Source organism: Bradyrhizobium sp. 172, from assembly GCF_023101065.1.
Taxonomy (GTDB): domain Bacteria; phylum Pseudomonadota; class Alphaproteobacteria; order Rhizobiales; family Xanthobacteraceae; genus Bradyrhizobium; species Bradyrhizobium canariense_D.
In genome coordinates, this window is record NZ_CP064701.1 from 3,474,074 (window position 1) to 3,497,612 (window position 23,539).

The 23,539-nt window shown below is 64.0% G+C and carries 27 protein-coding genes and 1 pseudogene; 15 read left to right on the forward strand and 13 right to left on the reverse strand.

The features are described from left to right. Nucleotides 1-63: 63 nt before the first annotated feature. Nucleotides 64-1,020 carry a helix-turn-helix domain-containing protein gene (locus tag IVB07_RS16735; RefSeq protein WP_018455176.1) on the reverse strand — a complete coding sequence of 319 codons (957 nt, stop codon included), beginning with the start codon at nucleotides 1,018-1,020 and terminating at the stop codon, nucleotides 64-66. 197 nt (nucleotides 1,021-1,217) lie between these two features. On the opposite strand from IVB07_RS16735, the gene IVB07_RS16740 reads away from it, so the two are divergent. Together IVB07_RS16740 and IVB07_RS16745 are read left to right on the forward strand one after the other, a co-directional pair. Further along, nucleotides 1,218-2,234 carry a carbon-nitrogen hydrolase family protein gene (locus IVB07_RS16740; protein WP_018455175.1) on the forward strand — a complete coding sequence of 339 codons (1,017 nt, stop codon included), beginning with the start codon at nucleotides 1,218-1,220 and terminating at the stop codon, nucleotides 2,232-2,234. Between the two features lie 26 nt (nucleotides 2,235-2,260). After that, nucleotides 2,261-3,301 carry a phenylacetaldoxime dehydratase family protein gene (locus IVB07_RS16745; RefSeq protein WP_085384438.1) on the forward strand — a complete coding sequence of 347 codons (1,041 nt, stop codon included), beginning with the start codon at nucleotides 2,261-2,263 and terminating at the stop codon, nucleotides 3,299-3,301. Between the two features lie 5 nt (nucleotides 3,302-3,306). Here IVB07_RS16745 and IVB07_RS16750 read toward each other — a convergent pair whose 3' ends face one another. Continuing rightward, nucleotides 3,307-3,945, reverse strand: coding sequence for an HAD family hydrolase (locus IVB07_RS16750; protein WP_085351376.1), 639 nt, complete (start codon nucleotides 3,943-3,945; stop codon nucleotides 3,307-3,309). Between the two features lie 233 nt (nucleotides 3,946-4,178). On the opposite strand from IVB07_RS16750, the gene IVB07_RS16755 reads away from it, so the two are divergent. After that, entirely contained in the window at nucleotides 4,179-4,475 is a 297-nt protein-coding gene (locus IVB07_RS16755) for a hypothetical protein (RefSeq protein WP_085351377.1), read from the forward strand. A gap of 76 nt (nucleotides 4,476-4,551) precedes the next feature. After that, nucleotides 4,552-4,752: a hypothetical protein gene (locus tag IVB07_RS16760; RefSeq protein ID WP_018455171.1), complete on the forward strand. Its 201-nt coding sequence runs from the start codon at nucleotides 4,552-4,554 to the stop codon at nucleotides 4,750-4,752. 42 nt (nucleotides 4,753-4,794) lie between these two features. Here the strand turns inward: IVB07_RS16760 and IVB07_RS16765 are convergent, their stop codons facing one another. Beyond that, the gene (locus IVB07_RS16765) at nucleotides 4,795-5,835 is read right to left on the reverse strand and encodes a TRAP transporter substrate-binding protein (RefSeq protein ID WP_204513945.1); all 1,041 of its coding nucleotides are present in this window, start codon (nucleotides 5,833-5,835) and stop codon (nucleotides 4,795-4,797) included. A gap of 115 nt (nucleotides 5,836-5,950) precedes the next feature. On the opposite strand from IVB07_RS16765, the gene IVB07_RS16770 reads away from it, so the two are divergent. The 4 genes from IVB07_RS16770 to tsaA all read left to right on the forward strand — a co-directional run bounded on the left by IVB07_RS16770 (nucleotide 5,951) and on the right by tsaA (nucleotide 8,612). After that, nucleotides 5,951-6,895, forward strand: coding sequence for a lytic transglycosylase domain-containing protein (locus tag IVB07_RS16770; protein ID WP_162496378.1), 945 nt, complete (start codon nucleotides 5,951-5,953; stop codon nucleotides 6,893-6,895). 106 nt (nucleotides 6,896-7,001) lie between these two features. Then, entirely contained in the window at nucleotides 7,002-7,742 is a 741-nt protein-coding gene (locus IVB07_RS16775; RefSeq protein ID WP_247767756.1) for an AzlC family ABC transporter permease, read from the forward strand. Next, nucleotides 7,739-8,089 carry an AzlD domain-containing protein gene (locus IVB07_RS16780; RefSeq protein WP_018455167.1) on the forward strand — a complete coding sequence of 117 codons (351 nt, stop codon included), beginning with the start codon at nucleotides 7,739-7,741 and terminating at the stop codon, nucleotides 8,087-8,089. The genes IVB07_RS16775 and IVB07_RS16780 overlap by 4 nt, the downstream gene beginning before the upstream one ends. 31 nt (nucleotides 8,090-8,120) lie before the next feature. Beyond that, nucleotides 8,121-8,612: a tRNA (N6-threonylcarbamoyladenosine(37)-N6)-methyltransferase TrmO gene (tsaA, locus tag IVB07_RS16785; protein ID WP_018455166.1), complete on the forward strand. Its 492-nt coding sequence runs from the start codon at nucleotides 8,121-8,123 to the stop codon at nucleotides 8,610-8,612. A gap of 109 nt (nucleotides 8,613-8,721) precedes the next feature. Here tsaA and IVB07_RS16790 read toward each other — a convergent pair whose 3' ends face one another. From IVB07_RS16790 to IVB07_RS16805, 4 genes are read right to left on the reverse strand one after another with little or no spacing between them, the layout of a single operon-like run. Further along, nucleotides 8,722-9,150, reverse strand: a complete 429-nt coding sequence (locus IVB07_RS16790) for an HIT family protein (RefSeq protein WP_018455165.1) — start codon at nucleotides 9,148-9,150, stop codon at nucleotides 8,722-8,724. 52 nt (nucleotides 9,151-9,202) lie between these two features. After that, nucleotides 9,203-10,447: a GNAT family N-acetyltransferase gene (locus IVB07_RS16795; RefSeq protein WP_204511402.1), complete on the reverse strand. Its 1,245-nt coding sequence runs from the start codon at nucleotides 10,445-10,447 to the stop codon at nucleotides 9,203-9,205. 54 nt (nucleotides 10,448-10,501) lie between these two features. Beyond that, nucleotides 10,502-11,248 (reverse strand): glycerophosphodiester phosphodiesterase, encoded by a 747-nt coding sequence (locus IVB07_RS16800; protein WP_018455163.1) that lies wholly within the window; start codon nucleotides 11,246-11,248, stop codon nucleotides 10,502-10,504. Between the two features lie 5 nt (nucleotides 11,249-11,253). Next, the gene (locus IVB07_RS16805; RefSeq protein ID WP_007611287.1) at nucleotides 11,254-11,721 is read right to left on the reverse strand and encodes a RidA family protein; all 468 of its coding nucleotides are present in this window, start codon (nucleotides 11,719-11,721) and stop codon (nucleotides 11,254-11,256) included. A 234-nt stretch (nucleotides 11,722-11,955) separates the two neighbouring features. On the opposite strand from IVB07_RS16805, the gene IVB07_RS16810 reads away from it, so the two are divergent. Together IVB07_RS16810 and IVB07_RS16815 are read left to right on the forward strand one after the other, a co-directional pair. Further along, nucleotides 11,956-12,801, forward strand: coding sequence for a cell envelope integrity EipB family protein (locus IVB07_RS16810; RefSeq protein WP_007611285.1), 846 nt, complete (start codon nucleotides 11,956-11,958; stop codon nucleotides 12,799-12,801). A gap of 65 nt (nucleotides 12,802-12,866) precedes the next feature. Further along, on the forward strand, nucleotides 12,867-13,268 hold the full coding sequence (locus IVB07_RS16815) for a RidA family protein (protein ID WP_007603265.1): 402 nt from the start codon (nucleotides 12,867-12,869) through the stop codon (nucleotides 13,266-13,268). Nucleotides 13,269-13,277: 9 nt separating this feature from the next. Here IVB07_RS16815 and IVB07_RS16820 read toward each other — a convergent pair whose 3' ends face one another. The 3 genes and pseudogenes from IVB07_RS16820 to IVB07_RS16830 form a co-directional block, all read right to left on the reverse strand. Then, complete coding sequence (locus tag IVB07_RS16820; protein WP_085351383.1) at nucleotides 13,278-13,685, reverse strand: ACT domain-containing protein; 408 nt, start codon at nucleotides 13,683-13,685, stop codon at nucleotides 13,278-13,280. Further along, nucleotides 13,685-14,973 (reverse strand): annotated as a pseudogene (locus IVB07_RS16825) (DNA polymerase IV). Before IVB07_RS16825 ends, IVB07_RS16820 begins: the two are co-directional and overlap by 1 nt. Further along, a complete protein-coding gene (locus IVB07_RS16830) occupies nucleotides 14,970-15,281 on the reverse strand; it encodes a DUF3572 domain-containing protein (protein ID WP_027518410.1) in 312 nt (103 codons plus the stop codon). Before IVB07_RS16830 ends, IVB07_RS16825 begins: the two are co-directional and overlap by 4 nt. 266 nt (nucleotides 15,282-15,547) lie before the next feature. On the opposite strand from IVB07_RS16830, the gene IVB07_RS16835 reads away from it, so the two are divergent. Beyond that, nucleotides 15,548-15,913: a response regulator gene (locus IVB07_RS16835; protein WP_007603272.1), complete on the forward strand. Its 366-nt coding sequence runs from the start codon at nucleotides 15,548-15,550 to the stop codon at nucleotides 15,911-15,913. Between the two features lie 14 nt (nucleotides 15,914-15,927). Then, nucleotides 15,928-17,301, forward strand: coding sequence for a PleD family two-component system response regulator (locus IVB07_RS16840; protein WP_018455158.1), 1,374 nt, complete (start codon nucleotides 15,928-15,930; stop codon nucleotides 17,299-17,301). A 241-nt stretch (nucleotides 17,302-17,542) separates the two neighbouring features. Here IVB07_RS16840 and IVB07_RS16845 read toward each other — a convergent pair whose 3' ends face one another. Next, complete coding sequence (locus tag IVB07_RS16845) at nucleotides 17,543-17,914, reverse strand: hypothetical protein (RefSeq protein WP_085384430.1); 372 nt, start codon at nucleotides 17,912-17,914, stop codon at nucleotides 17,543-17,545. Nucleotides 17,915-18,196: 282 nt separating this feature from the next. Between IVB07_RS16845 and IVB07_RS16850 the strand changes: the two genes are divergently transcribed. Next, nucleotides 18,197-18,388, forward strand: a complete 192-nt coding sequence (locus IVB07_RS16850; RefSeq protein ID WP_085386298.1) for a hypothetical protein — start codon at nucleotides 18,197-18,199, stop codon at nucleotides 18,386-18,388. 438 nt (nucleotides 18,389-18,826) lie between these two features. Here IVB07_RS16850 and IVB07_RS16855 read toward each other — a convergent pair whose 3' ends face one another. Beyond that, the gene (locus IVB07_RS16855; RefSeq protein ID WP_085384428.1) at nucleotides 18,827-19,435 is read right to left on the reverse strand and encodes a TetR/AcrR family transcriptional regulator; all 609 of its coding nucleotides are present in this window, start codon (nucleotides 19,433-19,435) and stop codon (nucleotides 18,827-18,829) included. Nucleotides 19,436-19,564: 129 nt separating this feature from the next. On the opposite strand from IVB07_RS16855, the gene IVB07_RS16860 reads away from it, so the two are divergent. Beyond that, on the forward strand, nucleotides 19,565-20,803 hold the full coding sequence (locus IVB07_RS16860; protein ID WP_247297033.1) for an MFS transporter: 1,239 nt from the start codon (nucleotides 19,565-19,567) through the stop codon (nucleotides 20,801-20,803). A gap of 997 nt (nucleotides 20,804-21,800) precedes the next feature. On the opposite strand, the gene IVB07_RS16865 is transcribed toward IVB07_RS16860, so the two are convergent. Then, complete coding sequence (locus IVB07_RS16865) at nucleotides 21,801-22,178, reverse strand: PRC-barrel domain-containing protein (RefSeq protein ID WP_018455153.1); 378 nt, start codon at nucleotides 22,176-22,178, stop codon at nucleotides 21,801-21,803. Between the two features lie 1,139 nt (nucleotides 22,179-23,317). On the opposite strand from IVB07_RS16865, the gene IVB07_RS16870 reads away from it, so the two are divergent. Further along, the gene (locus IVB07_RS16870) at nucleotides 23,318-23,536 is read left to right on the forward strand and encodes a hypothetical protein (protein WP_085351389.1); all 219 of its coding nucleotides are present in this window, start codon (nucleotides 23,318-23,320) and stop codon (nucleotides 23,534-23,536) included. Nucleotides 23,537-23,539 lie beyond the last annotated feature (3 nt).

Genomic DNA, 23,539 nt, shown 5'->3' on the forward strand with positions numbered 1-23,539 from the left:
TCTGGAATTCACGAGCACGGCCTTCGCCTGAAGCGAAGGCTCGGGCCATTGGCTGCCCGGACGTCAATGCCGCGACTGGCTCTGCCGGAAGTCGCGCGGTGACATCCCGAAATGCTCGCGGAAGACGCGGCCGAAATGCGAGAGGTCGTTGAAGCCCCAGGCGAAGGCGATCTCGCTGATGTGGCGGTGAGCGAGCACGGGGGAGGCGAGGTCGCGCCTGCATTGAGCGAGGCGCTCACCGAGGACGTAGCGCTGGAACGAGGTGTCCTCGTCAGCCAGGAGATCGTTGACATAGCGGGACGAGATGCCGAGCGCCGCTGCGGTCTCGGACAGCGAGAGGTCGGGATCGGCAAGATGAGCCCGGATATGCGCCTTCAATCGGTAGAGCAGGGCGGAGCGATGCGTCGAGGACGGCAGCGGCGTCTTGCCCAGCCGCTCGCCCAGCGCCATCGCCAGGACATCGACGGCCTGTTCCGACAGAGCGGCGGCGTGGTGCAGATCGATCTGATCCGCGCTCTGGCAGAGCCGGTAGATGAAATCGTAGGCGATCCTCTGCAGTGGCGAGTCCGGCCCGAAAGAGGTGGCAGTAAGAGTTTCGGTCGCGCCGAGCCGGCGCTGCAGCATCTCGCGCGGCACCTTGAAGATGGTCTGCGTGAAGATGCCGTCGAATTTCAGCTCGTAGGGACGGGTGGTGTCATAGAGCGCAAACTCTCCCGGACTGACCACGGCCTCGCGGCCGTCCTGCACCACGCCGCCGGCGCCGCGATTGCCGAGCGCGATCAGGATGAAGTCCTGATCCGAGCGCGCGATGCGCGACGGCGTGCGCAACACGTGTTGACGGTCGGAGCAGACCTCGGAGCATTCCGCCTTGCCCAGTGGCGCCCGGGTGACCGTGCCGCGAAAGGCGCTGCCAAGATCGGACCTGCAGTCGAGCCCGACGAAGACGTCGCAAACGATTTCCTGCCAGAGCGCAAGCCGGCGGTGGCCTGGGCTGTCGTCCGTGGTGAACTGGATTGGCATCTGCAGAGCCTCCCTTTCACATCCCGCAAAATCGCGTGTCGGCGCTGGTCCCGACTGACGAAGGCAAATCCCGTACCGGGTCGGTGAATCCCGTCCGGTCGAGTTTTTGTTCCGCCGCGGTCGAGCGCCCGCCGCCCGGCTTGGTCAAATAGACTGCATCGGACCTGGCTTCCGATCAACCGGCAAGGGAGGCGGGAATGGGCATCGAACATCCGAAATACAAGGTCGCGGTGGTGCAGGCGGCGCCCGCCTGGCTCGATCTCGACGCCTCGATCGACAAGTCAATCGCCCTGATCAGGGACGCCGCCGAGAAGGGCGCCAAGCTGATCGCTTTTCCGGAAGCCTTCATCCCCGGCTACCCCTGGCACATCTGGATGGATTCGCCGGCCTGGGCGATCGGTCGTGGCTTCGTGCAACGCTATTTCGACAATTCGCTGTCCTATGACAGTCTGCAGGCCGAGCGGCTGCGCGACGCCGTGCGCAAGGCCAAGCTCACTGCCGTGCTCGGTCTGTCCGAGCGCGACGGCGGCAGTCTCTATCTGGCGCAATGGCTGATCGGGCCCGATGGCGAGACCATCGCAAAGCGCCGCAAGTTGCGGCCGACCCATGCCGAGCGCACGGTCTATGGCGAGGGCGACGGCAGCGATCTCGCCGTGCACGCGCGGTCCGACATCGGCCGCATCGGCGCCCTGTGCTGCTGGGAGCATCTCCAGCCGCTGTCGAAATACGCCATGTATGCCCAGAATGAGCAGGTCCATGTCGCGGCCTGGCCGAGCTTTTCGCTCTACGATCCTTTCGCGCCGGCGCTCGGCGCCGAGGTGAACAACGCCGCCTCGCGCGTCTATGCGGTCGAGGGCTCCTGTTTCGTGCTCGCGCCTTGCGCGACGGTCTCGCAAGCCATGATCGACGAGCTCTGTGATCGGCCGGACAAGCACGCGCTGCTGCATGCCGGCGGCGGCTTCGCTGCGATCTACGGCCCCGATGGCAGCCAGATCGGCGATAAGCTCGCGCCGGACCAGGAGGGCCTCTTGATCGCCGAGATCGATCTTGGCGCCATCGGCGTCGCCAAGAACGCCGCTGATCCAGCCGGGCACTATTCGCGCCCCGACGTGACCCGGCTCCTGCTCAACAAGAAGCGATACCAGCGCGTCGAGCAGTTTGCGCTGCCGGTCGACACCGTCGAGCCCACGGACATTGCCGCGGCGGCGAGCTGATCGCCGCAATCGAGGGAGGCACGATCATGGAATCCGCAATTCCTCTGCATCTCGAGACGCCGCGCACGCGCCACAAGCGCGTGCCGGACGATTACCAGCCGCCATACCCGTCCTTCGTGGCGCGCTATAAGCCTTCCGTGAACCGGGTCGTGATGGCCTATTTCGGCCTTCAGTATCGCGGCACGGCGGCAGCTGCTGCAACGGACGCTCTCGCCGAAATCGCGGCGCGGTTTGCCGCGGAAGGCGGTCCTTCGCATTGGGACCGGGCGCAATATGTTGATCAGGCAGGCTACGAGAACGTCGTCTCGGTGGCCTATTGGGACGACATTGCGCGGTTCGACAAATGGTTTGCATCGGCGCGCGAGGCCTGGACCGGAGCGCAGCCCGAGGGCATCGGCACGTTCATCGAGGTGCTGCGCCCCACGGTGGCGCGGCACGAGACGCTGTTTTCCTCGCTCGGCCGGCCCGAGGGCGTCGCCGCAATCTCCGGCGGCATGAGCGGCGAGGTGCAGGAGCACGCCTATTGGGGCGGCATGCGCGACCGCATCCCGCTGTCACAGACCGGCCCGATGTCGCCGGGCGGCAATCCCGAGCTGATCCGCGACGGCGCGCGGCTGCGCGTGAAGGCGCACGACAATCTCTGTCTGATCCGATCAGGCCAGGATTGGAGCGATACCGAGACCTCTGAACGAAAGCTCTATCTCGACGACGTCGAACCGGTGTTGCGCGAGGGCATGGATTTCTTGCGCGATGACGGCCTTGGCATCGGCTGTTACGCCAACCGTTACATGCGCGTGCTTGCAGCCGGCGGGGACGCGAGTGAAAAGTCCTACGGTCAAAGCTGGTGGAAGAGCCTGGCGGCGCTGGAGCGGTGGGCGGAATCGCATCCGTCCCACGTCAGGATATTCGGCGCCGCGATGAAGTACCTGTCGACGCTCGGCCCCTCGGCAAAACTGCGGCTCTACCACGAGGTCACCGTGGCTGCTGCCGACGAGCAGTTCTTCGAGTACCTGAACTGTCACGCCAAGACCGGCATGCTGGCGGCGGTGGAGACCGTCGCCGCTTGATAGAGTTAGATCACGCAATGGCCGAGCAGCTCGGGATGCGCGGCGCAGATGTGATGCGCGCCGGCGTCCCGCAGCTCGGTCTCGCTGCCGTAGCCATAGAGCACGCCGATCGCGGTCATGCCGTTGGTGCGGGCGCCGACCACGTCATGGCTGCGGTCGCCGATCATGATCGCGCTGGCGGGATCGACCCTGGCTTCGTCGAGCGCGTAGCGCAGCAGGTCGCGCTTGTCGACGCGCGTGCCGTCGAGTTCGGAGCCGAACACCCGCTCGAAATACGGTTTGAGGCCAAAATGCTCGACGATACGGGTGGCGTAGACCGCGGGCTTGCTGGTCGCCACGAACATGCGCGGTGTTGTCGCGGCAAGCGTTGTCAGCGTGTCCACGATACCGGCATAGGCTTCGTTCTCGAACAGGCCGACGTCGCTGAAGCGCTCGCGATAGAGCAGCAGCGCCCGGTCGGCGAGTTCCGCGCTGCCCGTGAGCTTTTGCAGGCTGGCATGCAGCGGCGGCCCGATGCACCAGGTCAGCTCGTCCTCGCTCGGAACCGCAACGTTGAGCCGCTCCAGGGCGTACTGGATCGAGCGCGTGATCCCGGGCTTCGGGTCGGTCAGCGTGCCGTCGAGATCGAAATAAATGGTCACCATATTGTCGCGCCTGTGTTGATACCGCCGCCTATTGCCAGACCTAAACGAGGCCGGGGGCCAAGGCAAACGCGCAACCATTGTCACGCCGAAAATCGCCTTCCCGATACCGCGTATCCCTTAAAGCTCGCTATTCGCGGGAGGGAAGCGTAGAGTCGCGCCATCACCGCCTTTCCATTGGCATCGACCGGTGACTGAGGGTCACCAGCGCTCCCGCCGACTGAGCAGGAGCGTGCATGACTCGATTTCGTCTGGTCGACTGGATCCGCCGGAGAGCGCTTCTCGTCGCATTGATGCTTGGCACATTGATACTTGGCACACTGTCGCAAGGCGCTGTCGCGGCAGGACCGGACTGCCGGGCGATCGAAAGCACGAGCGGACGTCTCGCCTGCTACGATGCTGCGTTTCCTCCGAAGGAAAAAAAGCCCGCTGCTGCGGAAGGCGATGGGTCCCGTGCTGCCTACAAGGACCCGTTCGTGGCGGAAGAGGCCAGAACCGCGGCGAAGCTGAAGAACATCTGCCGCGGCTGTTGAGGGTTGCTCGTTCGCCGCGCTCGTCGATCAACGAGTCCGGACGAGGGATCGAGACGATTTTTTCAGGAGAGGCCGGATGAGCGAGCGACTTGAAACCCTGAAGAAGGCCCGTGAGCGCATGATCGAGGACAGGGACGCGCATGCGAAAGTGCTGGCCGCCCCCTTTGTGCGCGACACGGCCGAGCGAGCGCGCAACAAGTTTATCGAGATCCAGGCGCTGATTGATGCCCTCGACCGCGCCATCCGGGGCGAAATCCCGGTTGCGGTCAAAAACTAAGGCGGTAGGCAGCGAGACCAGCGGAGCGCCGCTACCGCTCCCTCATTGCTGTCTCGCCCATTCGACGATGGCGGTCGCCTCCGCGCCTGCCCGGGTTTCCCAGGCGGTGATCGCGCCCGTTGCTGCCTTCCGCAGCTCCGTGACAAGGGACGCAGGCGCCGGCTCGGCGATATGGACGCCATTGTCGCGCATGCGCGCATAGTTCTCGATGGTGCGGTGGCTCAATAGCGCCAGCTGGCTCTGCTCAGTCTCGGCCGCCGCCGCCAGCACCTCGCGCTGCATCGGTTCGGACAGTTCGGCAAAGGCGTCGCTGCGGACGAAGGCGATCGAGATTGGCATCGCGTAGTTGATGGCCGTGAAATGCGGCAGGAAGTCCCACAATTTGCGTCCCGCGCCGCCGTCGCCGGAGGTGAGGAAGGCATTCAGCCGGTGTTCCCTCAGTCCGGCGAGCGCCGCATCCATCGGCAGGAATTGCGCGTTCGCGCCGGCTGCGCGCATGACCTCGGTGGAATTGGCATCGTAGGTTCGCAGGTTCAGTTTCGGCAGGTCGTCAGCACCGTCGAGCGACTGCTCCGACCAGAGGCCCGTGGCCGGCCAGATCGTCACATAGAGCAGCTTGAGGCCGCGCGCAGCCAGCGCCTTCTCATAGAGCGGTCGCGCCCGCAGATTGGTGGCCCGGGCGAGATCCACCGATTGCACGAGAAAAGGCAGGGTGGACAATCCGAGCACAGGGTCGAGGCCCGAGAGCGCGCCCGCGAAGGCATCGCCGCCCGCGATCCGGCCGTCCAGCGCCGCGCGCGGCATCTCGCCCGAGTTGATCTTGAGCTGGTTGTCGAAGGCGTTAGTCACGGTCACGAAGCCGTGGGTACGGTCGGAGACGCGGCTGGCGAAAGTCGCCAGCCCAATCCCGGAGATGTTATTCTCAGGGTATTCCGTGGTCATCCGCCAATTGACTTGAGACGCGACTTGAGACGTCACCTGCGCGGCGGCTGGCGCGACGCTCAGGATGAGCGCGGCGAGGACAAGGATCGCGCGGATCCGGTTGGCGGGGTAACGCATTGGGAGAAGCAGGTCAGGCAGCATAATATTGGCGACCCGTCGAACCATGGCACGATGCCACAACATTGTTGATCACACTGTCGCATGCCGCGCCGAGGCGCGCTACCGCCGTGCCTGCGCGCGATGGGTGCAGATTGCGATGTGCATCATCTCCGCGCTGCTTGTCTCGTCGACCCAGGCCGCGGCATGGGACAGTTCGCCCGCCAAGACCGACGTTGCCATCCCAAGCGTCGAAGAACTCGCTGTGCAGCCGGAGAAGCCCGGTGCGCGGGAGAGCGACACGCGGGAGTCGATCTGCCTGATCATCGAGGCCGCGGCGCGCGATGCCAATCTTCCGCTGGAGTTCTTCGCCCGCGTGATCTGGCAGGAAAGCCGCTTCCAGACCGATGCGGTCGGGCCGGTGACGCGCAGCGGCGAGCGGGCGCAGGGGATCGCGCAATTCATGCCGGGCACCGCGAGCGAGCGCGGGCTGCTCAATCCCTTCAATCCGGTGCAGGCGCTGCCGAAGTCGGCGGAATTCCTGAACGAGCTGCGCAACCAGTTCGGCAATCTGGGGCTGGCGGCGGCCGCCTACAATGCCGGGCCGCGCCGGGTGCAGGAATGGCTCGCCGGCACCGGCGGCATGCCCGAGCAGACCCGCAATTACGTTCTTGCGATCACCGGCACGAGCGTCGATGCGTGGGCCAAGGCAGGCGCGACCGGCAAGGGGCCGCCCAGCGTGCCGCCGACGAGCTGCCGCGATCTGATGGCGCTTTTGAAGCGCGCGCCGAATGCCTTCGTCGCCGAGCTCGAGCAGCATGTGGAGCTTGCGGCTGCAAAGGTCTGGGGCGTGCAGCTCGCCGCGGGCTTTGACCGCAACCGCGCGCTGGCGATGTACTCCCGCGCGGTCACGCGGCTGAGCGCCGTGATCGGCGAACGTGATCCGAGCCTGCTCAGCTCGGTGATGCGCAGCCGCGGCACGCGCGCCTTCTACCAGGTGCGCATCGGCGCCGATACGCGGAGCGAGGCGGATGAACTCTGCGGTCGCATCCGCAAGGCCGGCGGGGCGTGCTTCGTGCTGAAGAATCGCGGTGTGAGCGGGTAGGGCATCTGTCCCAGCGTGCATGCCAGCCCCGCCGTGCGCTTTCTTGACGCGAGGCGCCGCATTGCCCGTTATGCGGGCACGATTCCTCATCCGGCCAAGACTCCCCGTGGCGCTTCCTCCGCTCAATTCACCTCAATGGCAAAGTCCCTGGCGCGCCTTTGCGTGGGGGCTGAGCTCGATCACGCAGACCATCCTCACGCTCGTGCTGTTCGTGACCTATCTCGGCATCGGCGCGCTCGCCCACGACACACATTTCAGCCTGCTCTGGGCGCTCTGCTCGACGCTGTTCGTCTGGGCAGGTCCGGCGCAGATCATCCTGATCACCACGCTTGGCTCCGGCGCGACGATCGTCCAGTCCGCGATCGCGGTCACCGTCAGTGCGATCCGGCTGTTTCCGATGGTGGTCTCGGTGCTGCCGTTGATGCGCACGCCGACGACGAAACGGCGCGAGCTGTTTTTCGCGGCGCATCTCACCGCGGTGACACTGTGGGTCGAATGCCATCGCTTCCTGCCGCAGGTACCGCGTGAACGCCGGATCGCCTTCGTCAACGGACTTGGCTTCGGTCTTGTCTCGGTGTGTCTCACCGCCAATGCGGTCGGCTATTTCCTTGCCGCCAATCTGACTCAGACGCTTGGCGCGGCGATCCTTTTGCTGACGCCGCTGTCCTTCCTGTTCTCGACCGCACGCAACAGCCGCGAGCTCGCCGATGTCGTCGCCCTCGCGCTGGGCATATTGCTGTATCCACTGGCCGCGAAGATCAATTCCGGCCTCGACATCCTCGTCAGCGGGCTCGTGGCGGGCACGATTGCCTATGGCGCGCATTGGTGGCGGGAGGTGCGCGCATGAGCTTTGCGCAGCTCATCGGCGACTGGCACGCGCTGGCGGTGCTGTTCGTCGCCGGCGTTGTTCCCAACCAGATATGGCGCATGCTGGGCCTGTGGTTCGGCGGCGGCATCGACGAGGGCTCCGAGCTTCTGGTCTGGGTACGGGCGGTCGCCACGGCGACCCTGGCCGGCGTCATCGCCCAGATCGTGGTCGAGCCCCCCGGGGCGCTTGCGAGCGTGCCGGACGCCCTGCGCTACGGTGCGGTCGGCGCCGGCCTCGTCGTCTTCCTGCTGGCCCGCCGCTCGATCTTCGCGGGCGTGGTCGCGGGCGAAGTCTTCATGCTGGCCGGCAAGTGGTGGTTGGGCTAAAACCGCCGGCGAACAGCAGGGAATTGGACATATGGTTCGCGAAAACCAGCTCCGCGAGGGTGAAGTCTCCATCGAGCTGCCGCCGACGCAAGATGCCGGACTCGTCTTCATCGGCCGCATCCGCACGCCCTGGAGCTCGCGGATGGAGACCCCGCGGCAGGGCCGGACAGACGGCCCGATATGTCGGCTCGAGATCTTCGAGCCGTTCGTGCCGGCGATCAAGGGCGTCGATTTCTACAGCAATCTCGAAGTGCTTTACTGGCTCGACAAGTCGCGCCGCGACATCGTCCTGCAAAGCCCTAAGAACAACGAGAAGACCCGCGGCACGTTTTCGCTGCGCTCGCCGGTGCGCCCTAATCCGATCGGCACGTCGATCGTGAAGCTGGTCGGCATCGAAGGCAACGCGATTCTGGTGCGCGGGCTCGATTGCCTCGACAACACGCCGCTGATCGACATCAAACCAGATCGTTGCGAGTTCACGCCGCTGGCCGCCCCGCAGCCGGGAGATTTTCAGACGGAGTGAAGTGTCTCCTCCGTCATTTCGAGGAGCTCTTGCGACGAAGCAATCCAGACTGTAGCCGCGGAGGCAGTCTGGATTGCTTCGCTGCGCTCGCAATGACGAGTGGAGAGCGTCAGCCCGCCTTCAACGCCGCGATCAGCTTGGTCGCGTTCTCTTCCAGCACCTTGACGTCTTCCTTGCGGCTGGCGGGCGGAAGCATCGCCACGCCGTCGTGGCGCGGCATCACGTGCATGTGGAGATGAAACACCACCTGTCCGCCGGCCGCCTCGTTGAACTGCTGCACGGTGATGCCGTCGGCCTTGAACGCCGTCATCGCTGCGGCAGCGATTTTGTGTGCGCCGCGGGCGACGTGGGCGTAGTCGTCCGGCTTGATGTCGAGGATGTTGCGGGCAGGAGCTTTTGGAATCACCAGCGTGTGGCCCGGTACCCGCGGCATGATGTCGAGAAAGGCGAGCACGTGCTCATCCTCGTAAACCTTGTGGCAGGGGAATTCACCGCGGAGGATCTTCGCGAAGATGTTGTCGGGGTCGTAGGCGGTCATGGCGGCGGCTCCCTGGAATTTTGCGCTTACTGTCACCAGCCGCAACGAACCGTCAAGGCGCCTCGTCGGCGCCTTTGCGGAACGGGCCGAGCTCGGCCAGCTCCCGTCCGGCTTCCGCAACATAGGCGCGCTCGCGCTTGAGGTAATCGTCGATGGCGCGGCGCAAGCCCGGATCAGCGATGAAGTGAGCGGAGTGGGTGGTCCGCGGCAGGTAGCCGCGTGCGATCTTGTGCTCGCCCTGCGCGCCGGCTTCGACATTCGCCAAACCGCGTTTGATGGCGAAGTCGATCGCCTGGTAATAGCAGACCTCGAAATGCAGGAAGGGATGATGCTCGACCGCACCCCAGTTGCGGCCGAACAGCGTGTCCGAGCCGATGAAGTTGATCGCGCCCGCGATCCAGCGATCGTTGCGGCATGCCATGACCAGCAGCACGTCCTGGCTCATGGTTTCGCCGATCAGCGAGAAGAATTCCCGCGTCAGATAAGGGCGGCCCCATTTGCGCGAGCCGGTCTCCATGTAGAACATGAAAAACGCATCCCAGGCATCCTCGGTGATCTCCTTGCCCGTGAGGCAGTGGATGGTGACCCCGGCAGCCAGCGCATCGCGCCGTTCGCGCTTGATCGATTTGCGGTGGCGGGAGTTCAGCGTCGCCAGGAAATCGTCGAAACTCGCAAAGCCTTCGTTGTGCCAATGGAACTGCTGGTCGGTGCGCTGGAGGAAGCCGTGCTCGGCGAGCAGCTTCCACTCCGCCTCGCGGGCGAAAGTGACGTGCACCGAGGAAGCCTTGCTGACACCGCACAGCGCCACCAACCCGCTCGCCAGCGCTTCCATGATGTGCTCGCGGTCAACGCCGTCGCGGACCAGCAGCCGCGGTCCCGTCGCCGGCGTGAACGGAACCGAAACCTGCAGCTTCGGATAGTACCGCCCGCCGGCGCGCTCATAGGCATCGGCCCAGCCGCGGTCGAAGACATATTCGCCTTGCGAGTGCGATTTCAGATAGCAGGGCACGACGCCGGCGACGCGACCGTCGACCTTGGCCACGAGATGCCGCGGTCCCCAGCCGGTGCGGATCGTGGCCGAACCCGATTTCTCAACAGCCGATAAAAACGCGTGGGAGACGAAGGGGTTATAGCCGGGCTTTGAGAGGCCGAGGGAATCCCCTGGAAGTCCGGATGAGGTTCCCTTGCCATGCCCATTACAAGACTTGCCGCCGGGATTGGCGCAGGCGTCCCAGTCGTCCGGCGATACTTCGCCAATGGAAGGTACGGCCTCAAGGGTGATTTCGGATGGTGCCATCGTGCCCAAGATCGTGCATTGCAGCAGCGACTTCAAGAGTGGGAAACATCAAGCCTAGGGTACGAAGCCCTCGAAGATCATCTGATCCGCATATTGCGCGACCCGCGTCCGCTGCTCGGTCGTACGCACGGTCCAGCCCAGTAGAGCGCAGCCGAACACATTGCGGGCGATCCAGAGGGCGGGGGCGGGCAGGTCGTCGACCCTAAAGGCGACGAACTGCGGCTGGGTCTGAAAACCATGGCGCAGGTACAGCATGCTGTCGCGCTGCTGCTGCGTCAGATGAGCCCAGTAGTCGTCCTGATAGCTCCGTTGCGCGACGATGCCGCGGGGGCGGGATGGCAGCAGCTCGCGCAGCGCCAGCACCTGGTCCGGGTCGAACGACATGCCGACCGCGGGGCCATCATAGGACGCGAGCACTTCGGCCATCCGCTTCACCAGCTTGCGGTCGCGGTCAAAACGGCTCTTAACCTCGATCACCAGCGGCACGCGGCCGCCAACAAGGGCGCAGAGGTCGCTGAGCGACATCATCCGCTCGGCCGTGTCCTTGAACGTGAGCGCCTTCAGTTCAGTGGCGGTTTTCTCGACCAGCGGGCCGGTGGCCTCGGTCAGGCGGCCGAGCGCATGGTCGTGATGCACCATGGCCTCGCCGTCGGCGGAGAGCTGGATGTCGACCTCGATGGAGAAATTGCCCGCAATTGCAGCCTGCACCGCGCCCGGCATGTTCTCGACGATGCCGCGGGAAATGTCGTGCAGGCCGCGATGGGCGACCGGGCGGGCTGTCAGCCAATCAGGAGCGCGCATTCGCCTCAGGCGACCTCAAACACGCCTTCGACCTCGACCGCCGCATCCGCGGGCAGGGAGGCGACGCCGACAGTGGTGCGGGCATGACGGCCCTTGTCACCGAAGGCGGCGACCATCAGGTCGGAGGCGCCGTTGAGGACCTTCGGCCCGTCCAGGAAGTCCGGCGCCGAGTTGATGAAGCCGCCGAGGCGCACCACGCGCACGACCTTGTCGAGGTCGCCCAGCGCCGCCTTGACCTGGGCCAGCAGATTGACGGCGCAGCCGCGGGCGGCCGCGGCGCCGTCTTCGATGGTCACGCCGGCGCCGAGCTTGCCCTTGGCGATCAGCTTGCCGGCGGGATCGAAGCAAACCTGGCCGGAGACGAACAGCAGATTACCGGTGCGCACGAACGGCACGTAGTTTGCCACGGGGGTGGGGGCCTCGTGCAGCTTGATGCCCTGTTCCGCCAGCTTCTGCTCGACCGTGCCCGCCATGTCCGACCTCGTTGTCCAAAAATCCATCCGCCCCGGCGCATCCCTTGCAGGCCGGGCGGGCCCTGTTTCGCCCATCGTGCCGCCACATGCAAGCAACCGTCGGGGGTGGCATTTTGTTGAGGCAGGGCAGGAGGTTCAACGCAAAGGCCGCAACTTTACGTGAAACGGCCTCAGTTGCGACGCAATGGAACGGTCATTAAAATGTCGAATCTGCGCTTTCCTCAGGAACCAGACATGCTGCACCTTTTCCGGACTTCGCTCGGTGTGACGGCGCTCGCGGCGGCCGCTCTCGGCCCCGGAGGCGGGGCGTTGGCCGCGAACGGTCCGTTTCTCGCGCATCAGGCGCTCTATGATCTGAGCCTGGTGAAATCGCGCTCGAATTCGATCAACAGCGCGCGCGGCCGCATCCTCTACAATTTCACCGGAAGTTCGTGCGAGGGCTACACCTCCGAATTCCGCCAGGTTTCCGAGCTCGACAGCGGCGAGGGCAAGGTCACGCTCAGCGACCTCCGCTCCAATTCCTGGGAGGACGCCGGCGGCAAAAGCTACCGCTTCAAGATCGAGACGCGGATGAACGAGGCGGATGCCGGCCGGGTCGACGGCTCGGCTGAGCGCGACGGCGACCACATCAACGTCAAGCTGAAGCTGCCGGCCCCGAAGAGCTTTACGCTCGACGGCAAGATCGTATTCCCGACCGAACAGATCCAGCGCATCATTGCCGCCGCCAAGGACGGCAAGTCGCTGCTCGAACTCTCCGTCTATGACGGCTCCGACGATGGCCAAAAGGTCTACAACACGCTGACCGTGATCGGCCAGCCGATCCCCGCCGAACGCGAAGGCTCGCCCGATCCCTCGACGTCCGACGAGCACATGAAGTCCCTCAAGCGCTGGCCCGTCACCGTCAGCTATTTCGATCGTGAGGCCCAGCAGAAGGAAGGCGAGCAGACGCCGGTCTATGCGATGGCGTTCGAGCTCTACGAGAACGGCGTCTCGCGCCAGCTTGTGCTCGATTACAACGATTTTGTGATTTCGGGCGCGATGGGCAAGTTCGACGCGAAGGACAGCAAGCCCTGCAATTGAGGGCTGGCCTGCAACGCGGTCTCTGGCTACGCTCCTCCCAACCACAAACATCCGGGAGGCTCGTCATGCCCAAGCTCGATCATCTCCGTCCCAGCGGCCTGCATCACAATCCCGCCTATTCGCATGTCGTCACCGCCACGGGGGCGCGGACGATCTACATCTCCGGCCAGGTGTCGGTGGACGAGGAGGGGCGGATTGTCGGCGAGGGCGATCTCGCGGCGCAGACCACGCAGGTGATGCAGAATCTCGGGCATGCGCTGAAGGCGGCCGGCGCGAGCTACGCCAACATCGTGAAGATCACGACCTTCGTCGTGAACTACAAGCCGGAGCTGCGCCCGATCATCGGCAAGGCCCGCTCGGCCTTCTTCGAAGGTATGGAGCCGCCGGCGAGCACGCTGGTCGGCGTCTCGGCGCTCGCCGCGCCGGAATGGATGATCGAGATCGAAGCGGTGGCTGTCGCGGATTGAGATCTTTCGCTACAAGTGTGTTGCGTTGGACATCTCTCGCAGAAGAACCATCGCGTCGTCGGCCCTGTCTGCCGGCACAAACAAATGATCGTGGTGAAACGCCGACACGGCGTTCACGCTGATGCCGGCTGCGGCGAGACGTGCCGTGATCGCCGCCAGGAAGCCGACCGCATCGAGTGCGGAGTGAACCGTCAGGGTGATCAGGCACGATGCAAATGCGTGGCGTAGTCCTGCCGCTTCGGCCTCTTCGCGCAGGAGCACCAGCGTCGTTCCTTCCTGCTCGCAAAACGTCAGCAGTGGACTGAGCGCTGCGGGAACTGGCTCGTTCGTCGGGATCGTGCAGAACACGAAGATGCCCGGCCGCATCTCCGGCTTCATGTGTCTCAGCAGTGCGTGGAGGTCGCGTTCGCCTGTCATCACTCCTGCGCCTTTTCCGGCCCCTCATACGCGATGCCGCGGATCACTGCGGCGCTGCCGAATTTCTTGCGCAAGCTGTCCACCGCGCGCTCGGCATGGGCGGCGCGGCGGTCGAGCATGTCGGTGTCGTCGGCGACTGAACCCTCGCGCAGGGCGCTGACGCCGGCGCCCATCAGGCGGAAGGCGGTGCCGTCGATCTCTTTCGCCAGCATCTCGCGGCAGATCGAGAAGATCTTCGCGGCAAGCTGCGTCGGGGCCGTGATCGACTGCGAGCGGGTGCGCTGGCGGAAATCGGCGGTCTTCAGCTTCAACGTGACGGTCAGGCCGGCGAGCTCGCTGCTCTTAAGGCGAGACGACGTCTTTTCGCACAGCCGCCACAAAATCTTCTCCAGCGTCGCGAAGTCCCGGATGTCGGTCTCGAACGTCGTCTCGCTCGAAATCGTCTTGGCGCCCCGATCGGGCTCGACGCGGCGGTCGTCGATGCCGCGCGCGAGTCGCCACAGCCTGCGGCCGTCACTCGGAAACTGCCGCATCACCTCGATCTCGTCGGCCTTCTGCAGGTCCGCGATGATGCGGAAGCCGCGTTGCACCAGACGCTCCTGCGTCGCGGGTCCAACGCCGAAAATGAAACCGACCGGCTTCTCCGCCAGCATCAGGCGCGCTTCGTCCTGGTCGAGCGCAGCAAACCCGCGCGGCTTGTCCAGGTCGGAGGCGATCTTCGCCAGGAACTTGTTGCAGGAGAGGCCGACCGAGACGCTGATGCCGATGTCGCGCTCGATGTTGCGTGCGAACCGCGCCAGCACCTTGGCCGGGATCATGCCGTGCACCCGCTCGGTGCCGGAGAGATCGAGGAACGCCTCGTCGATCGAAAGCGGCTCGACCAGCGGCGTCAGCGCTTGCATGGCCTGGCGCACCTCGCGCCCGACCCGGACATATTTCGCCATGTTCGGCGGGATCACGGCTGCATGCGGGCAGGCTTCCAACGCCTTGTACATCGGCATGGCCGACCGCACGCCGTAGGTGCGGGCGATGTAGCAGGCGGCCGACACCACGCCGCGCTTGCCCCCGCCGATGATCACGGGCTTGTCGGCGATGTCGGGATTGTCGCGCTTCTCGACGGTCGCGTAGAAGGCGTCGCAGTCGATATGGGCGATGGTCAGGCTTGCGAGCGCGCGGTGGCGGGCGAGGCGGGGGAACCGCAGGCGGAACAGCGCCGCACGCCCATATCCAGATCGGCCGAACAATCCCGGCAGAAGCAGCGGGGCCCGGCCGTCTCCAAGGAGGTCACGGCACGTCGCGCTCCCAATTGGGGTCGCCGAGCGCGTCGCCGAGAACCTGCCGCGCTGCGGCAACGTTGGTCGGATGCAGTTCCGCCGTGCTGGCAAAAGCCTTCACGGTGGCGTCGTCGCGCATCACGAAATCGAGCACGCTCAGCAGGAAATTGGGGTCCGAGGCGGCATTGCGCAGCATCTCCGGGCCGACCCCTGTCTCGGCCAGGAACAGGCCCAGCCGCTCGGGTTCGCCCGCGACGAAAGACAGCGCCTGAAGCGCAACGATTTCAGCGACTTCGCGCGGGTTGTGAACAGGCTTTTTCACGTGGCCGGTTTGCCTTTCCGTTAACTTTCGGTGTCTACTTTGGGGCCACCATGCCCGAGTCTCGTTTCCAAGTCTCTTGCCCAGTCTCTTACCCAAGTCTTGCGACCCCCGACAAGCAACTGGAAACCACATCGCAGAAAGTCGGCCCTCGGGTTTAACGAAACTCAAGCGAATTCGAGGCTAGTTTGAATCCAGTTTTCGAAGCGCCGGCGACCGGCGCCTGAGGCGTCACATGCATCGGTCTGCGGACCAATCAGGAGGGCGGGATGGCTAAGACCGTCCTGATCGTGGAAGACAACGAGCTCAACATGAAGCTCTTCCGCGACCTGTTGGAGGCGCACGGCTACCAGACCACCGGCACCAGCAACGGCTACGAGGCGCTCGACCTCGTTCGCAAGATGCGGCCCGACCTCGTGCTGATGGATATCCAATTGCCGCAGGTCTCGGGCCTGGAGGTGACGCGCTGGATCAAGGACGATCCGGAGCTGCGCAGCATTCCCGTCGTCGCCGTCACGGCGTTCGCGATGAAGGGCGACGAAGAGCGCATCCGCGAGGGCGGCTGCGAGGCCTATTTGTCCAAGCCGATCTCGGTCGGCAAATTCATTGAGACGGTCCGACGTTTCATCGGATAGGAAGTGAGTTCACAGTGTCCGCGCGTATTCTCGTCGTCGATGACGTCCCTGCCAACGTCAAGCTGCTCGAAGCCCGCCTGTCCGCCGAATATTTCGACGTGATGACCGCCGCGAACGGCACCGAGGCGCTGGCGATCTGCGCCCGCGCCGAATGCGACATCATCCTGCTCGACGTCATGATGCCGGACATGGACGGTTTCGAGGTCTGCCGCCGGCTCAAGACCGATCCGGCCACGCATCACATTCCCGTCGTGATGGTCACCGCGCTCGACAGCCCGTCCGACCGCAACCGCGGGCTGGAAGCCGGCGCCGACGATTTCCTGACAAAACCCGTCTCCGATGTCGTGCTGATCGCGCGCGTGCGCTCGCTGACCCGGCTGAAGATGATGACGGACGAGCTGCGCATGCGCGCCATCACCTCGCTCGAGATCGGCATGCAGGCGCCCGAGCGCAGTGCGATCTCCGACACCGGCAAGGGCGGCCGTATCCTGCTGGTCGACGACCGCCAGTCCTCCTATGAGCGGCTGGCGACGATCCTTGCCGCCGAGCACACCATCGACGTCGAGCCGAACCCGACGGAGGCGCTGTTCCACGCCGCCGAGGGCAATTACGATCTGCTGATCGTCTCGCTCGACCTCAACAATTTCGACGGCCTGCGGCTGTGCAGCCAGGCGCGCTCGCTGGAGCGCACGCGGCATGTGCCGATCCTGGCGATCGCCGACCCCGAGAACGCGACGCGGCTGCTGCGCGGGCTCGAGATCGGCGTCAACGACTATCTGCTGCGTCCCATCGACAAGATCGAGCTGCTGGCGCGTGCCCGCACCCAGATCCGCCGTCGCCGCTACACCGACCATTTGCGCGACAACGTGCAGAATTCGATCGAGATGGCGATCACCGACGCGCTCACGGGGCTGCACAATCGGCGCTACATGGAGAGCCATCTCGCGACGCTGGCCGAGCAGGCCGCAACGCGCGGCAAGCCGCTGGCGCTGATGATTCTGGACATCGACTACTTCAAGTCGATCAACGACAATTACGGCCACGACGCCGGCGACGACGTGCTGCGCGAATTCGCCGTGCGGGTGCGCAAGTCGATCCGCGGCATCGACCTTGCCTGTCGCTACGGCGGCGAGGAATTCGTCATCGTGATGCCGGAGACCGATCTCCACGTCGCGGGCATGGTCGCCGAGCGCCTGCGCCGCTCGATCGCCGGCGAGCCCTTTGCGATCCACAAGGGCACCAAGCGCATCGAGGTCACGATCTCGATCGGCCTGACCACGCTGGAGCAGAAGGGCGAGGCGGTTGGCGACGTGCTCAAGCGCGCCGATACCGCCCTGTACCGCGCCAAGCACGACGGCCGCAATCGCGTGGTGTCGCACGCGGCGTGAGGCCGCTGGCACACGCCCGCGTAAAAAAACGCGAAAACAACCCCATGCACAGTAGCCGACACTAGTCGGATCAATGGCTTACGTCGGCTGCAAAACGGCTGATGCGCACAGCATTGCCGTTTGACTCGTCGGGCAAAACAGGAGCATCCTGCTAGCATCCAACATCCACAAACTCTGCTGTCATCCCGCTAGCGAGGAATCCGGCACGCCACGGCGAACAAGCGGGCGTCCACCCTTCAGGTCAGGGAGGATAGGGCTCCGACCATTCTGCCTTGGCCAGGGCCGCGCCCGTGCTGGACTTCGCGATGACCTCATAAGTGTACAGGCCGGAATTGCAGGGGCCCCAGGTTCGCAAGCTCTCCGGCTTCACGATGTTGTCTGAAGGAAATGGGATCTCCTGGCCCCCCATCTCGTAGTTCTTCTCTCTGCGAAACTTGACGACGATCGTGCGCGTGCCGGGCGGAACACTCTTCATCTTGATTTCGGGATTGGGAAAGACGGTGGTGCAGGGCCGCGGAGGTCCAAACGTGAATTGGATCTTCATCTCGTCGGCCCAGGCCGGGGTGCAGATGATCAGAAATGAAATTGGCAGCAACGACGAAAATCTAATCATGGGCACGCCCCAAAAAAAACCAGTGTATCGGCAGGGCCGCCTGATGCCAAGTTTACTCCATGTCTCGCCCTCGCAGCCCTAGGCCTCGTCCACTCCCTTCAGGACGTCACAGAAAGGGCCCGCCGTAGCGGGCCCTGTGGAGATGGAGAAAGTCCGGGTCACTTCTGATCGACGTTGCTGGTCCCTGAACCGGGCGTACCGATCGGCAAGCCGTTCGCCGCATGACCGACGCCAACACCCGGCGCACTGACGGCTCCTGGAGTTTGATCCTGTGGAAGCGTCTTGATCCCCGTTCTTGCCTGCTCCGCGGGGCTCATCTGGTTCTTGTTGTCGCTGTTGGCGCCGTTGGTGGACGTGATACCGGACCTGTCGGTCCCGTTTGGCGTGCCCGCCTGTGTCGATCCTGACGCGGTGTTGCCCGCGCCGGTGGTGGTCGGTGTGCTCGCGGTATTCCCGTTCGGCGTCGGGGGCTGAACGTTCGGGTTGGTTGGAGAGTTGTTGGTGTGAGCGCCGGTTGAGGTTCCGTTTGTGCCCATGCCGGATGGCGCCGAGTGGCCTCCATTGGCGGCGCCAGACGTGCCAGTGCCTGCGCCTGAGCTGGCGGATGATCCGGACGCGCCGCCGCTCGCAGCTGCGCCACCCGCGCCTCCGCCGCCACCACCTCCGCCGCCGCCTTGTGCGAAGACGGGAGCGGCAACAGCGAAGGACAGTGCGGCTGTAAGAAGAAGCGATTTTCGATTCATGACCTTCTCCGGTGTAAAGAAGGTCAACTACGCCGAAATGACGATGGTTCCTCTCAGTCCACTCGCTTCAAGAGATCGAAGGGTGAAGCACGGCAAACGGACCTTGCGGTGCGTGCTTTCCGATCCGTACTTCTTGCGGCGAGCGGCGGGTTCTGATGTTGCAGCTGCTTCAGGGATGCCGGGCCGGCCGCTTGCCTCGCTTCACCGTAGTCTGATCTCCCACCGTCACCCCCGCATTCCGCAGCAGCACCGTCGCCGCTTCCTTCGCGGCGCGGGCCATTGCGGGGTCGTCGCGGACGAGGTCCTGCGCGATCGAGCCGTCGACCAGCAGCACAAGCTGCGTTGCGAGTGCCTCTGCGTTCGCAACGCCGAGCTCATTGAGGCGATCGCGAAACCAGGTGCGGCGGCTTTCCTTGAAGGCGATGGCAATCTTCTTTACGGCGCGGTCCGCCGGGCCAAGTTCGGCGACGGCATTCACGAACGGGCAGCCGCGAAAATCTTTTGCGGCGAAGCGGCGCTCCAGCGAATCGAAGGTGGCGAGGATCTGCTCGGCCGGGGGCTTGTCGGAGGGGCGGGGCTGCACGAAGCGGCGCTCCAGGTAGGCGGCGATCAGCGCGTCCTTGGAGGGGAAGTGGTTGTAGAGCGTGCGCTTGGAGATGCCGATCTCGGCCGCGATGGTGTCGACGCCGATGGCGCGAATGCCCTGAAGATAGAACAGTTTGTCGGCGGTCTCGAGAATCCGCTCTTTCATCGTCTGTGGGGCGGGCGGGGGAGCCATGCGGCGGTGAATGTCCTGTTTGCTTGACAGCGCACGCTATTCATAGCCTAAGTACACAGGTCTGTGTAACCAAAATCAACTGATATTGCAGACGACGGCGCTCGCGCCGCGCCGATGAGGGAGACAAAAATGCCCCTGTTGCAGGTCCTGCGCCCGACATTGCCCATCCTGATCGGCGCCTCGATCATGCTGACGCTGAGCATGGGGCTGCGGCAGAGCCTCGGCATCTTCATGCAGCCGCTGACCCACGACATCCATCTGTCGATCTCCGATTTCACGCTGGCGCTGGCCGTGCAGAACCTCGCCTGGGGCTTTCTCCAGCCGCTCGCCGGGGCAATGACCACGCGCTACGGCTTCCGTCCGATCATGATCGCAGGCTCGTTCATGTACATCGCGGGCCTGGTGCTGATGGCAACCGCGAACGGTCTCGTCGCCATCATGATCGGCGCCGGCGTGCTGATCGGCACCTCGCTCGCCTGCACCGCGGCGGCAATCGCGATGTCGGTGGCGGCGCGCGCGGTGCCCGCGACGGTGCGTTCCACCGTGCTCGGCATCGTCTCCGGCGCGGGCTCGCTCGGCGCGCTGCTGTCAGCGCCGATCGGGCAGATGCTCAACGAGGGCTTTGGCTGGCGCATTGGGCTGGCCGGCTTCGTGGTGATGTCGGTGCTGATGATCCCGGCGGCCTGGTATGCCGGGCGCGTCGACGCGGTCCCGCTGCCGAAGCCCGCGACTGACGAGATCGTCGATGCCACGGCGATGATTGCAGCGAAGACCGCCTTCGGCAATGCGTCCTTCGTGGTGATGACCTGCGCCTATCTCGTCTGCGGCATGCAGCTCGTGTTCCTCACCACGCACCTGCCGTCCTATCTCGCGATCTGCGGCCTCGATCCGATGCTGAGCGCGCAGACGCTCGGGATGATCGGCGGCTTCAACGTGCTCGGCTCGCTGTTCTTCGGCTGGGCCGGCCAGCGCTGGAACAAGCTGGCGCTGCTCGGCGGCATCTACGTCCTGCGCTCGCTGGCGCTGGCCTGGTACTTCATGTTGCCGGCGACGCCTGCCTCGACCTTGCTGTTCGGCGCAATCATGGGCTTCCTGTGGATGGGTGTCGGACCGCTGGTCGCGGGCGCGGTTGCCGAGATGTTCGGCCTGCGCTGGCAGGCGATGATCCAGGGCCTCGCCTTCATGAGCCACCAGATCGGCAGCTTCCTCGGTGCCTACGGAGGCGGGCTGCTCTACGACGCGCTCGGCTCGTACACGATGGCCTGGCGCATCGGCGTCGCGCTGGGGCTGGCCGGCGGCATCATCCAGGTCGCGTTTGCGCTGATCCGGCCGTCGCAGCCGCCGGCGCCGGTGTTGCGGACGGCGTAGGCGAGGCGTCCAGCGGCTTGAGCGAACTTCGTGGAGCGCGGCATCATCAAACGGAGTGGTACCGCTGCCCCGATCAGTGCCCAGCGCCGCGCCCAATTTGGGACTTCCGTAATTGTGAAGGGTTTCGGATGCCGGCCCTATGACGGTGTTGCCGCGCACACGGGGCCGGCGTCCGAAAGCCTCCAAAGGAGGAAACCGCGCTGGGGGGACGTAGGACGTCGCGTCAAACAACCTTCAGACGATCAGGACGATCGCCTATGGGGATTTGATGTTTGGCGGCACCTGTACTTTCAATGGCTTGGCTATAGCAAAAATACCACACCACACAATCTAAACGTGAGCTCCTCGATATTCGAAGGCCATGAGGCTAACCGATCTCTGGTGGCTGGAAAGCCCCCAGAGCTATCAGAGCCGAAACTGTTTCGATCTGCTCGTCAAGAGCATCACCGCATTTGTAACTCTGCTTACGTCGAGATTCCGACTCGTCCAACTAGCGCGACGTTGCACACAATCGCGATCGAGGGTTCGAGTTGGCTCTTGTGCAATGGTTGGTGCTCCGCCACGCCTTCCAGATCAGCACGTCCTCAATCATCGAATCATCGTCAGCTACGGGCTAATTGCCCCGCTCGTCACGATGAGCTGTCGCCTATTGCTTCGCCGTGTCGCCAGCCGCGGCGTTCTACCGCGCGAGCGGTTTAGTCCTCTGGTGCGAAGCGGACCTTCACGGTAATGCCCGCTGGGCGCCGCTTGAACCCATTGCTGACTCTAGAGAGAAGCTGAGCAAAACCAATGAGCGACATCCTCCGCCTCCGATGCGGGCGGCAGGCGTTGTTCGCTGCAAGGCTCATCAATCAAAACTGCCTGAACTTCGCTGGACGGTGTCCAGCGAAGCTCAATGCTGGTATGGGTCGGAAGATCGATCCGACAGCATCCACGAGGGTCGCCGATCAATTCAGCTGACACTCACGATTGGAAAATTCCGGCGCGTCATCTGGCGTTATAGGCCACCTCGCGCTTCCCAGTAAGTGGGTGTCCCATAATACCGGTGGGTTCGCGTTTCCCAATCTCGATCCTGCCAGGAGTCATCGCTGAACTCCGGCGCATCCCTGAGCTGTTGCTCTGTGATATTGGTTCGGAAGCCCTCGATCGACGTATCATACGTCAGAGCGCTCCATGGAATGGGGTAGTGGCTGTGACCCAAGCCAACAAATCCGCCGAAGCTCATGACTGCATAAGCTACGCGGCCTGACACCTTGTCGATGATGAGGTGATCAATCTCACCGATATTCTTTCCATCTGCTCCATACACCTCGGTTCCCTGAATGTCTTCGCTCGAGATGCAGTGATGATCCGGGTGGGCCGTTGCGCGGGCCATGACTTTGTCTCCCTCACAGGTGATTTTGGCGGCTTAACTTGGCAGCTACGAGGACGTTCCTGCGTTGAGCGCCGCAGCGCCAAATCGACGCGATTGGTCCGTAGCTGACCTACGGAGCGCGGCCAGTCGAGGACCGCTAGTGGGCCCAAAGCGGACTCCAGCGCATCGCGCTGCCCCTGAGGGAGTAGCGAAGCCTCGAATAGCCTTGGAGCAACTTATGGGCGCACTTTCGTGACCGAGCCCGTTAACATAGTTAAATTGATTTGCTGGTTTTTCCCGATAGTTTTTTGCGCAGGGGAGAACATTCATGCGAAGCTCTCGCGCAATCCTTTATGCCCAACGACTTAGCGAACTCACCTCTCAGCTCTCAGAATTGGAATATATTCGAGGTCTAGTCGAAGAAGCAGAGCGAAGCGCCCGCAGTGTGCCTCCATTACGCTTGACACATCCTGCTTCGCGCCGCCTTCGAACTCGTGAACCAGGCGCCCTGTCTGTCCGCTTCCGTCGCCGCGCGCCACCAAGCTGGAATGCAGGCCCTATCAGCCCCTGACAACGACAACCAAGTCAATCGGACTTTGCTGGAGCCATTCCCCGACGGATGGTGGGCTTCCTCCTAAAACCTCTCCAAGCGCTCGCCTTCACTCCTGCTGAGAAGGAGGGGACGAGAAGCGCCAGCAATGATAAGCGACTTCGCACATTGATACGCATCGCCGGCCGAGGGTCTAACCGTAGGCGTCGGTGGCTGAGAGACAATTCCGCGCTCCCGCCTGCATGTTAGGAGCGCAAAATGGCCGAAGAATTCAGCGCCGAGACACGTGCCTGCTCGAGCGAGCCAACGAACCATCGCTCAAAGTCGTCACTTAGCCACGGAACATCGCCCACTCGTCCCTGAGTGCGAACTAAATCTCCGACACAGGCTGCTCAACATAGTCGCCCTGCATACTGATGACCGGAGATTGCCGGGTCCGCGCACCTGACGACGCTTGAGGGCTTCGGTCCGCTGCCCCTGAGGAAGTTCCGAAAAGTGCGAAGCCGGACGAAACTTATTGTCGCACTTTGTGACCGGACTTATTAACATGGTTCAATTGATTTAATAATATTTAAGGTATTTAATCTCTGCGCCAGCTCCGGAGAGACCCATGCCCGACGAAGACGATGACCGCCGCGAATTTCTGAAGACCTGCGGAAAGTTCGCGGTGGTGACACCTCCAGCCATAACGCTGCTGCTCTCCACCTCCCTCACGTCCGATGCAATTGCTAAATCGGGTGCGAGCGCGGTCCATCACCACGGCAACAATGGCTGGGGTAACGGCGGCGGCGATGGTAGTCCCAACGGCAAGGACGACAGAGGCCGCTGAACA